Origin of the sequence: Spirosoma liriopis (assembly GCF_023196085.1) — a bacterium.
GTDB classification, from domain to species: Bacteria; Bacteroidota; Bacteroidia; order Cytophagales; family Spirosomataceae; genus Spirosoma; species Spirosoma oryzicola.
This window is the reverse complement of record NZ_JALPRF010000010.1, coordinates 46,102-58,448: the sequence shown is the minus strand read 5'-3', so window position 1 is coordinate 58,448 and position 12,347 is coordinate 46,102. Positions and strand designations below refer to the sequence as shown.

General features: G+C 45.2%; 9 protein-coding genes. 7 read left to right on the top strand and 2 right to left on the bottom strand.

The annotated features are described in order from the left end of the window. Positions 1 to 72: 72 nt before the first annotated feature. The 4 genes from M0L20_RS27660 (at position 73) to M0L20_RS27645 (ending at position 5,088) form a co-directional block, all read left to right on the top strand. The gene (locus M0L20_RS27660) at positions 73 to 1,317 is read left to right on the top strand and encodes a sugar transferase (RefSeq protein ID WP_290428931.1); all 1,245 of its coding nucleotides are present in this window, start codon (positions 73 to 75) and stop codon (positions 1,315 to 1,317) included. A 73-nt stretch (positions 1,318 to 1,390) separates the two neighbouring features. Beyond that, positions 1,391 to 2,851: an O-antigen ligase family protein gene (locus M0L20_RS27655; RefSeq protein WP_248480420.1), complete on the top strand. Its 1,461-nt coding sequence runs from the start codon at positions 1,391 to 1,393 to the stop codon at positions 2,849 to 2,851. A gap of 130 nt (positions 2,852 to 2,981) precedes the next feature. Next, a complete protein-coding gene (locus M0L20_RS27650) occupies positions 2,982 to 3,842 on the top strand; it encodes a glycosyltransferase family 2 protein (RefSeq protein WP_248480418.1) in 861 nt (286 codons plus the stop codon). A 28-nt stretch (positions 3,843 to 3,870) separates the two neighbouring features. Further along, a complete protein-coding gene (locus M0L20_RS27645; protein WP_248480416.1) occupies positions 3,871 to 5,088 on the top strand; it encodes a glycosyltransferase in 1,218 nt (405 codons plus the stop codon). A 31-nt stretch (positions 5,089 to 5,119) separates the two neighbouring features. On the opposite strand, the gene M0L20_RS27640 is transcribed toward M0L20_RS27645, so the two are convergent. After that, positions 5,120 to 5,992 (bottom strand): alpha-1,2-fucosyltransferase, encoded by an 873-nt coding sequence (locus tag M0L20_RS27640; protein WP_248480414.1) that lies wholly within the window; start codon positions 5,990 to 5,992, stop codon positions 5,120 to 5,122. Positions 5,993 to 6,116: 124 nt separating this feature from the next. Next, complete coding sequence (locus tag M0L20_RS27635; RefSeq protein WP_248480412.1) at positions 6,117 to 6,869, bottom strand: 4'-phosphopantetheinyl transferase family protein; 753 nt, start codon at positions 6,867 to 6,869, stop codon at positions 6,117 to 6,119. A gap of 489 nt (positions 6,870 to 7,358) precedes the next feature. Between M0L20_RS27635 and M0L20_RS27630 the strand changes: the two genes are divergently transcribed. The 3 genes from M0L20_RS27630 (at position 7,359) to M0L20_RS27620 (ending at position 12,302) form a co-directional block, all read left to right on the top strand. Beyond that, a complete protein-coding gene (locus M0L20_RS27630) occupies positions 7,359 to 9,671 on the top strand; it encodes a T9SS type A sorting domain-containing protein (RefSeq protein ID WP_248480411.1) in 2,313 nt (770 codons plus the stop codon). Positions 9,672 to 9,717: 46 nt separating this feature from the next. Then, positions 9,718 to 11,160: an MOP flippase family protein gene (locus M0L20_RS27625; RefSeq protein WP_255720818.1), complete on the top strand. Its 1,443-nt coding sequence runs from the start codon at positions 9,718 to 9,720 to the stop codon at positions 11,158 to 11,160. A gap of 248 nt (positions 11,161 to 11,408) precedes the next feature. Continuing rightward, positions 11,409 to 12,302 (top strand): cupin-like domain-containing protein, encoded by an 894-nt coding sequence (locus M0L20_RS27620; RefSeq protein ID WP_248480410.1) that lies wholly within the window; start codon positions 11,409 to 11,411, stop codon positions 12,300 to 12,302. The last annotated feature ends 45 nt before the right edge of the window (positions 12,303 to 12,347 follow it).

Below are 12,347 nucleotides of genomic sequence, written 5' to 3'. Positions count from 1 at the left end.
TACTGGTGAAAGTAAACAGAAGCTAACTCATCATTCACCTTGGAGTTAGCATTTAGGTTGGCAACAAAATACATGCCAAAGCCCGAAAGCGCGATGATAGATAGCCTGCTCAAACTGAACTTTGTGGATATAGCTCCCTTGCCTTACCTCCTTTTAATTGAGGAAGATGACCAGCTTGCTAGCCAAATTGTATCACTACTCGAGGAAATCTGTTCAGTCGTACGGTTCAAAAGCGCTCAGGATGCCCAGGAATGGTTACGGAATGAGCCGTCGATCGATCTGATTATATCGGATACAGATAATGGGCAGGCAGTAGCAACGATGGTAAGAAGTAGAACTTCTTATCGGTCCGTTCCGGTTTTGATGACCAGCTACTCCATCAAACCTGCCCTGCTCAAAACAGCCATCAACGCTGGTGTTACTGATATACTGTCGATTGATAAAGACGCTTATGCATTGCAGTCGCAGATACGCTATTACCTAGAACTAAACAAGCAAGTACTATCGGCTCCCAGCAATGGCCGTTTGGTAACCAGTAGTCGCTTTGTTCTGCCTTGGTGGAAACGGGCAATCGACATTACCGTGTCTTTCTCTATTCTGCTTCTCCTGTCACCTTTACTTGTACTGGTGGCAATCTTGATTAAACTTGACTCTAAAGGACCAATCGTCTATAAATCGAAGCGGGCAGGGACAAATTTTTACGTGTTCAACATGCTTAAGTTTCGCACAATGAGCACGCAGGCTGACCAACAGATTCGGGATCTGGCCTCTCAGAATATTTACGCAAAATCGGCTACTCAGAACCATTCCGATGATGGCGCTGACCTTAGAAGTGAATACCGCTGCGACGCTTGCCGACAAGGGGGTATAGCTTGCCAGCAGCCACTTTTCGATCAAGATCAAATAGTTTGTGAGAAAGTATTTCTGCGGGAAAACGAAGAAGCCGCCAAGTTCATGAAATTCCGAAATGATCCGCGAATTACCCGACTTGGTTCCCTGCTTCGCAACAGTAGCATTGATGAACTGCCACAACTTTTCAATATTCTGCTAGGCGATATGTCGCTGGTTGGTAATCGGCCTCTGCCTCTCTACGAAGCCGAAAAGCTGACCTCCGACGAATTTGCTCAACGGTTTGCCGGCCCCGCTGGACTGACCGGACTGTGGCAAGTTAAAAAGCGGGCAAAAGGTCAGGGCCCCATGTCCGATTGGGAACGTACCCAGCTGGACATTGAATACGCAAATACATTTTCCTTTAAAACGGATATGTACATTCTCTGTAAAACGTTCTTCAGCCTTTGGCAGAAAGAGAATGTGTAAAACGTCTGATTATTGATTTAACGCTGCCTTTCGTTGGCCAGCTCCAGAAATAGCCTAACAGTGAGACAACACCATGTTTGAACGAACATTCCTTCTTACCCACCAACCACGCGACACCCGCTGGCTTTTTACGCTTTTAGGGATTCTGATCGCAATGACCGCGGGTTGGCTCATTGGAAATTTCGGGCCATTGGGCGCGCTGATGACGGTGGGTTTGCCCGTAGGTTTGTTGTTGCTTATCAGCATACTACTAGAGCCGAAGGTTGGCTTATTTGTCTATCTGAATCTAAGCTTTATGCTGGGTTTTACCCGCTTCATTCAAAGCGATTCTCCTCTCGGCTTAGCGATGGATAGCACGCTGATGTTAACGCTACTAAGCGTGCTACTGAATGCTAAACGTATGGACTGGAAGCAGCTTCGGTACCCGGTTTACTTTGCCCTGGTATTCTGGCTGCTGTACACAATTCTAGAGCTTTTAAATCCTGAAGCGCCTTACCGACCGGCCTGGTTTTATCACGCACGCGCATTCTCGCTGAACTGGTTCTATATGGCCACCATCATGCTGGTCATGCCGATTAGAAAAGAAGACATCCGTTTGATAATCAAGACGTGGCTTATCTGGTCTTTTCTCGCTGCACTCTGGGGGTTTAAACAACAATATATTGGCCTGGCAGAAGCCGAACAACGGTGGCTGGCGGAAGGAAATGCGAAAACCCACCTTCTTTGGGGGCAACTACGAACGTTCTCGTTTTATTCCGATGCCTCACAGTTTGGCGCTGAGATGGCGAGTGCAACGCTTTTTTCGGCTATAAAATTTGCGGATGAAAAAAGGCTGGTGCATAAACTCATTTATCTGGGTCTTGCCTTGGTTTTTTTCTGGGCTTTTGCCATTTCCGGTACGCGAAGTGCCTTTTTCGTGCTCGTTGCTGGTTTCCCTTCCTATTTAGTACTCCGCCGTAATATGGGCATGATTGTTCGGGGAGCTCTCGTTGCTACTCCCCTCTTGGCGATTCTTTTATTTACGCACATCGGCGATTCGAACTACCACATTTACCGTATTCGTACGGCCTTACATCCGAGCGAAGATGCTTCGTTCCTGGTACGTCTGGAAAATCAGCAGAAACTCAGGGCCTACCTCAAGCACCTGCCCTTTGGCGCAGGAATTGGTACGTCGGCCGATACGGGAGCCCGCTTTTCACCCAATCACTTCGCGGCTCAAATTCCTCCCGATAGCTGGTACGTTGAAATCTGGATTGAAACCGGTATTGTGGGCCTAACGCTTTATTTGCTTATGCTAGCTACTATGATTGGCTACGGCACTTACAAAGTCTGGCAGATCAAAGACCCTTGGTTGTTCAAGCTGATGACTATTCTTTTGGCCAATTTTATTGGGATAACGCTAATGTGTTATTCGAACCCAACACTAAGCCAATTCCCTACCTCTACCATGTTGTACATAGCTTGTATCCTGTTTACAACCTGTCATCGCTGGGATAACGTGACAGAGAAATCGCTCGAAAAAGTCATGGCCTGATACCGTTCACAATAGCATCCGTGCAATTCTCTTCCAGACTTACTTTATCTATCAGAAGCAAGTCTACATAGCAAGAACGCTATACCCTCTATCAACGATCGTTTCACTATTTACACCTTCTCATTTAGCAATGAACTTGTTTTCAAACCCGAAATGGCTACAGCGCCACGAGTATCCTTACGCCAGCATCGATCAGGTTCCTCAATCTATTTTTGATGAAATCAACGCTCGGTTAGATAAGCAAATCAGTACAAAACCGCTGGTTTCTGTTATGGTGATTGCTTACAATGAGGAAGTTAATATCCTTCGTAGCATCAGTTCGCTATCGTGCCTGAAAACAACGATTCCGTTTGAGATTGTTGTCGTGAATAACAATTCAAAGGACCGTACTCAGGATACAATCGATAAACTGCACGTCAGGAAGTTTTTTCAGCCAATTCAAGGATGTGGTCCGGCCCGGCAGCTGGCTCAGGAAATGGCCGTTGGCAAATACATGCTGCTTGCCGACGCGGATTGTTTGTATCCCGTCAATTGGCTTGATGAGATGATGAAAAAACTTCAGCAGCCCGGCGTTGTCTGCGTCTACGGACGTTACTCGTTCATTGCCAATCCCGAACTCCCCAGATGGCAACTTACCCTGCACGAAACGTTAAAAGACATCGTTGCCGAGTTTCGCCACTTTAAAAGACCTTACCTCAATGCCTACGGCATCAGCATGGGTTATCTTCGGGAAGCCGGTTTGAGAGCGGGTTACATGATGCACAATCGAACCTGGGGTGAAGACGGACGGCTTTGCTTTGATATGATGCCTTACGGTAAGGTTGTTCAAATGAAAACAAGTTCGGCGCGTGTCTGGACAGGCCCCAGAACGCTTATGAAAGATGGTACGATCTGGAAGGCGCTGGGTAAGCGGGTGAGAAAAGAGTTAGACAGAGCGTTTTCTTACCTCACTCCTCAAGCACCACACGACACAAAAACTTCGGAAGACTAAACAGCGGGCCGTTCTTCATCACCAAAGCATGAATAATTTTGATAGCATCATCTGTGTCGGTCAGACGCCCTGGGAAGGAGACTTTCAAAAGGCGGTTGTGCAGTTGATGACAGAAATGGCAGTCCGACACCGGATCCTATACGTCGATTATCAATATACCGTAAAAGATTGGGTGATGGGCGTAACCGGACAGCGAGACGTTCCTGTTCGGGAGCTGATGCGGCTATCAAATCCACTGACGAAAAAGGTAAGCGAGAACGGCAGCGAAGTTTACGTTTGGACACCGCCCCTGATGTTGCCTATCAACTGGCTGTCAGCGAAACCGCACGACTTGCTTGTGGAATGGAATATTAACCGGCTGGTTGCGGGGCTTCGGCGCGTAATGCGTCAGTTAAACATGACTCGGCCTTTGGTCATCAATGGACTAAACCCGGTCTTTGGGTTACCCATGCTTAAGCGATTGAACGAATGTGCCACCGTCTATTACTGCTTTGACGAGATAACCATTATAAAGTGGATGAACCGGCACGGTAGCCGCTATGAGCCAGCGTATCTCCGGCAAGTCGATGCGGTTGTTACGACTTCAGAGACACTGCGTCAGTCGAAGTCCTCAGTGCAGCCTAACACATTCTGCGTTAAAAATGGTGTCAACTTTGACCTGTTCAACCAAGCCCAACAACTGGTTGATTCGCAGCCAACAACCAAACAAGTAGTTGGCTATCTTGGTACAGCCGACGACCGTATTGACCTTGACCTGGTGGAATTCTGCGTTCAAACGATGCCTGACGTAACATTTCAATTTGTCGGCGAAGTGCATGAACCAGCCATTACCCAGCGTTTATCCAATTACCCAAACGTTGTTTTTACCCCGCCCCGGCAACCTGCTGACCTACCCCCTTTGCTGGCAGGGATGAGCGCGGCAATGATTCCATTCGTCTGTAACGACCATACTTATACCATCTATCCGCTAAAAATTAACGAGTACTTGGCGGCTGGCCTTCCTGTGGTATCAACACCTTTTTCGCTGCTCAACGACTTTGACGGCGTAGTCGAACTAGCAGCAACCAAGACCGAATTTTCGCAGGCGCTTCGTAAAGCCCTGGCCGATACTAGCGCCAACAAAGTTGCACATCGTATTGCAATGGCTAGAAACAATTCGTGGAAAAAGCGGGCAGATGAATTTGAAGCGGTGATTCACCAGATACCGGCTGCTTTCACACCCGATTCTGTGACGGCTACCCGCTAGTTTTACTTGAAAAAGGCAGTTGTGCCTCCGCTTAAATACGGCTCCAGTTTGCCGGTATAAGGTCTTTTGTATCCCAGGTCGGCTTGTTTTTAAACCACTGCTTCGGGGCAATAACTACTTTATCTTTTCTGGGATTTAACCAGGCGCCCCACCAACTAAACGAACTGTTGGCAATGATGTGATGGTGACATAACCCCATCAATTGCAAATCATCCAGGTCAGCTTCCGGCCTCGTATTTGTAACAAATTCGTGTGGGGCATTGATCGCAAGATTTTGCCGGACCCAATCCGGATCATCACTAAAAATAAAAAACTTACCCTGGGAAAACCGATCTGTTAGAAGTGGAATTGCTCTTTGGTAATAATCGAGGCCAAGAAAACCGAACGACTGGCTAAACTCAGGATGCGTTACGTAATCCCCACGCCGAATATGAAGGGATATGGGAATAGCCTCCCGTTCAATCGCTGCCTTATACCTACCGAATGTAGAGCCGGTTTGCCGTTTGAATGTCAGCTCCTTTCGGATTGTATCAGCAGCGGTAGCAAAGTAAGTCTCTGACTGCCAGCAACCATCCAGTATAATAACTTTTGATTTAGCCTTTACTAGTTCAGGATCAACGTGAAATTGTTCTTCCAGGTGAAATTCAACGAAAGGCTTTAACGTACGGTCTGGGAATAGCTTTGTTGCCTTCGATACGTACAGATACGGTGAGGTATCCAGCAGGCGATAGTCAATGCCAAAGGGATAAAGCTTAAACTTTCTGGGCGTATCGGTCTCGTATTCGTATTTGTAATAGCTCAAGTCAAAATAAAGCGATGTTTTGTTCTGAAGAGCGAGACGCCTGCCCAACGCATACTGAAATAACTGATTTCCTAATCCGCCTGAAATTCTGGCAATTACCATGCCCATTAATCGTTAAAGTAAACTAGTTTGGGTCAATCTGGCTGTCTCTACCCTTGCGAAAAGCCCTTGTACCTTGTTGCTTAGTGACCGCTGGTCTCAAATTTTAGCGACTCCACTTATTGGACTAATTCTGAAGAAACAGGTTACTATCAACCGTATAAAATTTGGGACTTCCGGCACTTGGTTGATAGGCAACCGCAGCCTGATGATCATCGTCGACCCGAAAACTGGTGATCGTCCAGAAGCCGTCCTTTCCAGGTAGATCAACGCTCGATTGGTGCTCGCCATCCAACGAAGGGATTCGATAGAAATCATCGTCGATACCCTTCGCGGTAGCTTTCACGAGCGCTTCTTTTCGTGTCCATAAACGATAAAATTCCTTTTTCGGATTGTTACTACCTCCGATAAAGGCTTGTTCTTCTGCGCTAAAACTGGTTGACAGGATATCCTGAAACGTAAAGTTGTCTTCTTCTTTTTCTAGATCAACGCCAACTTCGGCTTTGCTCACAGCCAGCATAATCCAGTCACCAGCGTGCGATACATTAAAGTGAACCGCACTGAAGCCCGCTATCAGTGGTTTTTTGTTTATGCCGGTTACGAGCCGAATAGTAGCCGGTTTCCGGTCCACCAATTTTCCGATAACAATCTTCGTTAGCGCACGCCCGTACACGAATCGATTTCGATCGCTTATTCGACGGAACCGTTCTGCACGCTCCCACTCGTCGGGTTGTAAGAGAGTGAGCATGTAAGGGTTGACTTCCAGATCAGCGGGCATAAACAGCCGGAATACAGCAACCTCGTCGCAAAATGAACAAACTGCCCAGCTTGACCAATCAACAGTCTGCAAAGTGTTACACCAAACGGTCGTCGCTTTCATACATAGCTAAAAAATCCACAACTAATAACTTAATCACCCTATCAGATTTAAACGCAAATCATTTTAAATCAATGAATTAACTCTATATGAATTCTTCATTAAAAGGGTGACCCATCCCAAAAACAAAAGTCTTAATTCTAGAACAAGCTGAAACGGACTGTTGGATCGCCCGCAAAAATGTCACTTCACCTTTTCACCACTACTGATGCGCCAATCGTCGCTAAAAATGGATGTCATACGAGTCCGTGCAAAGTAATACATGAATAACCACTTGTGATGGCACAACATAGTTAGCTTTTTTCATAAACCGAACTCCAGCTGCTTCGTCAGTTCGACGCCTAAGTATATTCTATACCTATCTGAAGAGCTTCGCACGCGCGACTGCTATAATCAGCAGACTTTTCCGATAGATTCTATTGATCAGACCACACTTTGCTATACACTAAGATGACTGATTGGCTGACCTACCGCATCAACCTATCTGTACCAATGAGAAAAAGTATTTTGACAGTACCAGCTGCGTGTATTGCGTTATTGATTTTTGCCCGGTCGGGAGAACCTAAAATCCCTCACTCAGCAACGTCAATGACCATGAACTCGGCCAGCAAAATACCGATGGACCCTAAGCGCTGGTATCAGGTAAATAACGTAAGCAGCGGGCTGGAAGGACTTTTTGATGGAATCACGGACGAAAGTGTCAACACGGGCTGGAGTAAAATATTGTCTAATTACGATGCTTATTACCCGCTGCTTGACGGTGAAACAATGAGCATCGAAAGCATTCGCTTCTACGACGGCGCGGGTACCAACACGGATGCGCCCATGACCTTATCGATAATAACGGATAAGTGGGAGCGAATTCCTATCGCTCGTTTTGTTGGCGATCGGTACCAGTCCTGGGTAGGTCCAAACCCCGATCAACTGGATGAATTTAACCTAAAAACACCAATTACCGGCGCACGCTATTTGGTTATCAATACGTCAGGCTCTTACCCAACAGAAATGGAGCTCTATGGCGTCTATCAACCAAGTCAACGTCAGATCACCGCTCCTACGGTCCGCGCCACACCCTTTCGGCAATCCTTGGGTGTCAATGTATTCGAGTGGAATTTTGAAGAAGGTAGTTCTCCCTGGAAAGTTGAAGATAGCCGTGTTGAGGCAATGAACGCTTTTTCGTCGGTTCGCCATTACCTCGACTGGGAAAAGCTGGAATCGCAGAAAGGCAATTACACATTTAATCCATCCGGTAGCGGTAGCTGGAATTATGACGCGATCTACGAACGCTGCCAGGCGGAAGGCATTGAGGTGTTAGCCTGCTTAAAGACAATTCCAAAGTGGTTGGAAACAACGTATCCCGAAGGAGAACGCGACTACGAAAACGTACCAGCCCCGTATGGCAGTGATTTGCTATCACCCAATTCATACATCGATCAGGCCCGGTTAGGTTTTCAATTTGCCGCTCGGTACGGTAGTAATAAAAAGGTAGATCCCTCGCTGGTAAAGGTAAGCAATGTAAAAACCTGGGCGGGCATCAATGAGGTAAAAATAGGGTTAGGCTTGATTCGTTACGTCGAGTGCGAAAACGAACGGGACAAAACCTGGAAGGGTAGAAAAGCGTACCAATCGGCTCGTGAATACGCTGCTAACTTATCCGCTTTTTACGATGGTCATAAAAACACACTCGGTTCGGGCGTAGGCGTAAAAAATGCCGATCCATCCATGACTGTGGTCATTGGCGGTCTGGCGGCTTCAAGCACTGACTATGTCCGGGGTATGGTTGACTGGTGTCGTGAGTTCAGAGGCTACCTACCCGACGGTCGAATCAATCTTTGCTGGGATGTCATCAATCAGCACTTGTATGCTAACGATGCCAAATCATCGCAAAACGGTGGTGGAAGCCGGGGTGCGGCTCCCGAATTATCCGGCGTTGGTGAGCAGGCGGCAGCCTTTGTCGCTTTATCGCATCAGCTAGCCCATGATATGCCCGTCTGGATCACCGAAGCCGGTTATGATGTCAATCAGGGCAGCCCATTCAAGGCAATTGCGATTGGCAACAAAAGCGTTCTGGAAACGCATGCTGACTGGACTTTGCGCACAGCGCTGCTTTACACACGGGTAGGTATTGACCGGTTATTCTTCTACCAGCTTTACGACGACAATATTCAGAACCCAACTCAATTTAGCTCGATGGGTCTGGTAAACAGCGATAAAACGCGCAAGCCTGCCGCTGACTACCTCTACCAGACTCACCGACTTTTAGGCGATTACCGCTATAAAGAAACAATCAGTACTGACCCTCTGGTCGATCGCTATGAACTGGATGGCCGTTCGGCGTACATGCTGGTCATTCCCGACGAACGAGGCCGAACCGGCACCTACCAGTTATCGGTGAACAAGGGTGATACAGCACAACTCTACACGCCTAAAATAGGAAGTGATGTGATGAGTCAAACCTCATTACTTAGTACGACGGGTACTGTTACGGTGCAGGTGAGCGAAACGCCCGTATTTGTTGTGACCTCTTCGGATGGGAAGGAATCAGGAGATTTAGGAAATGTACAGGTTTATCCAAACCCCACTACTTCCTTTGTCAACTTAGTTATTGAGAATGGCTCAACAGCTGACGTAGATATAACGGTCTTCGACAGCGCCGGCCGACAACGTACGCGAGTAAATTTTCCCAAGTCAGGCCGTACATTCACCGAGAAAGTAGATCTGGCTTCATTGCCCTACGGTGTATATCTGCTTGACATACGACAGGGCAAAGCACGAACAGTAAAAAAAATTATCAGAAACCGGTAGGATCAATTATACCGTACCCTACCCAGACTAGTCAGTAGAATACCGCATGAGTAACACGAGCAAGGCAATGAACGGTGGAAAGTGGATTACAATCGCCACGACCATATCGACCGTCTTTCAATTTTTACAGGTAGCATTACTAGCCCGTTTATTAGATCCTTCTGCTTTTGGGATTGTCAGCATCAGTACGTTGATCATTAGTTTCTTTCAGATATTTTCTAATCTTGGTTTTTCCAATTCAATTATCTACAAGCAGGAAAGCGATCAGAAAGTATTATCAACTTTGTATTTCTTGAACTTATTCGTTGGTATTTCTATATTTATCGTTATTCAATTTACCTCTCCTTTTATTGTTTCCTTTTATCATGAACCAAAACTAGAACGGGTTCTTCAATTTTCTTCCTGCTACTTTATAATTGTTTATTTCGGACAACTTTATCTATTCATCTTAGAGAAAGAATTAAAATTCAAATCGGTCGCTATAATCGATATCGTCGGCACTGTTATTGGATCAGCAGTAACGGTAATACTAGCCTACAGTGACTATGAGGAATTATCGCTTATTCTTGGCTCTCTTGCTATGCAGCTTGTCAAGGTTGTACTGCAAATAGCGTTTGGTATTAAGTATTTTATTCCAACGTTATCATTAGACTTCAATAACATACAGGAACACTTAAAATTCGGGATTTATAATCTGGCGGATGGACTACTCGGTTTTACTCAAGCCAATTCTGACAATATTTTTATTGGCGGCATGTTAGGTGTCAAAATGTTGGGATACTACACAATTGCTTACCAACTAGCAGTATATCCTACTGGTAAATTGAATCCGATAATCCTACAAGTTGCTTACCCGATATTGGCTAAAATGAAGGATGACACGTCTGGTTTAAAAAAATCGTACTTGAAAATTCTTGATTTTATTAGCTATTGCAACATGCCGTTACTTGCTGGACTATTCATTACAGCAGATAGCGTGGTACCGCTGATTTATGGTCCTGGTTGGGATAAAACAGTTGATTTGATTCAGGTTTTCGTCTTTGTTGCTATTCTCTCGTGCCTGAGCCATCCTTTGTTTACACTAGCTTTCACGAAAGGAAAACCAAACTTACTCTTCTATCTTAATCTCGCAACCCTGGTCGTAAAAATACCTTTGGTATACTGGCTGGGTACTTATTGGGGCGTTATGGGTATTGCTGTTGCCTTTTTATTAGCCACCTTGTTTAATCTGATCGCTAACTTCTTACTAGTTCAACACCTGATCGGCGATTTTTTTGGGAGCTTCCTCCGAAGTATTGCAAAACCGACCATCTTCTGTCTGATTATGGTACTGGTCATTTATATTTTTAAGCTCTTTGTAAATACCCAAGATCTTACCAATACAATCGTAGAAATAATTATTGGTGGATTAACGTACGCAGCCTTAACGCTATCGTATAAAATCTCTTTTGATGAAATAAAAACGTACCGTCAATCGCTAACTAGTTAGTTTATTCTTTAAGAAGCTAATTAGTTACAGACAGACAAAATTAACCAATACACTACTTTCATAAATAAACAAGCACTGTTAAAAATAGAGCAGCTGTCTCATCTTTTTCACACTCACTGGCGACAATTTATTTCACGTAATAATCTAGTCATTTTTTATGTGAAATAGTACGTGTAAATTCTGTAATTTGGTCTCATAGTACTGAAAGTATATTTATAATGCAACACTAATTTCTTTCTGGAAACGGTATGAATGTTCAACTAAAAGTCAATCAGTCTACAAAAAGTCTTATTACGGAAGTTGATAAGCGCATTAATATTTCAAGAGCAGAGCTTATAAAAGAATACATTGAGCCTGCGATTCCGGTTGTCTTAACAAATGCCACTAAAGACTGGAAAGCAAGGAATAAATTTAACCCGCAATTTTTTAAGGATAATTACGGACATATAACCAAAGAAATTAAGGGCAAGACCTATACTTTACCCGAGTATATTGATTTGATGCTGCAATCGACCCCGGAGAAGCCAGCGCCTTATCCCTTTAATTTCAATATTGAGCAACGCGCTCCCGAACTGCTCGACGATTTAAAGCCCGAAATAATTTACGCTAAATCGGACCGGATAAAAAATCCTTTACTACCCAAATTTATGCTGCGGGGTACGGAGGTTTATGAACTCTTTTTTGGCGGAAATGGCGGCCACTTTCCTTTTTTGCATGTAGATGCATTATTTCTGCATACGCAAATTACTCAGTTGCACGGCTCAAAGGAATTCATCCTTTTCCCTCCCGAGCAAACCGCTTTTATGTACCCAAGAGAAGACAATCCTAAAATTTCTCAGGTCAACGTTTTCAATCCAGACCACGATAAATTTCCTCTTTTTCGGCAAGCTAAACCCATACGAGTGACCGTTGAAGAAGGAGAGACTATTTTGTTCCCCACAAAATGGTGGCACACCACGCAAATTCACGAGCCGTGTATTTCGCTGGGACGGGTTCATCTGAATGCTTCAAACTGGAACGACTTCGCGAACGATAATTACCAATCCCTGAAAACATATCGTCCTGGCATGGCTGTCCCAGCGTTGGTCTATACTAAGGTGCTAGGACAACTCATTAATTTACAGGAAAAAATCAGCGTGTAGTTTTCCTCATAGACTCGAGCCGGTTGGCTATAGTCTCAGTTTCAA

Excerpts from the sequence above, each read along its gene's own strand:
- M0L20_RS27625 (WP_255720818.1), top strand. The coding sequence starts at position 9,718 with ATGAGTAACACGAGCAAGGCAATGAACGGTGGAAAGTGGATTACAATC.
- M0L20_RS27655 (WP_248480420.1), top strand. The coding sequence starts at position 1,391 with ATGTTTGAACGAACATTCCTTCTTACCCACCAACCACGCGACACCCGC.
- M0L20_RS27650 (WP_248480418.1), top strand. The coding sequence starts at position 2,982 with ATGAACTTGTTTTCAAACCCGAAATGGCTACAGCGCCACGAGTATCCT.
- M0L20_RS27635 (WP_248480412.1), bottom strand. The coding sequence starts at position 6,869 with ATGAAAGCGACGACCGTTTGGTGTAACACTTTGCAGACTGTTGATTGG.
- M0L20_RS27640 (WP_248480414.1), bottom strand. The coding sequence starts at position 5,992 with ATGGTAATTGCCAGAATTTCAGGCGGATTAGGAAATCAGTTATTTCAG.
- M0L20_RS27645 (WP_248480416.1), top strand. The coding sequence starts at position 3,871 with ATGAATAATTTTGATAGCATCATCTGTGTCGGTCAGACGCCCTGGGAA.
- M0L20_RS27630 (WP_248480411.1), top strand. The coding sequence starts at position 7,359 with ATGAGAAAAAGTATTTTGACAGTACCAGCTGCGTGTATTGCGTTATTG.
- M0L20_RS27660 (WP_290428931.1), top strand. The coding sequence starts at position 73 with ATGCCAAAGCCCGAAAGCGCGATGATAGATAGCCTGCTCAAACTGAAC.
- M0L20_RS27620 (WP_248480410.1), top strand. The coding sequence starts at position 11,409 with ATGAATGTTCAACTAAAAGTCAATCAGTCTACAAAAAGTCTTATTACG.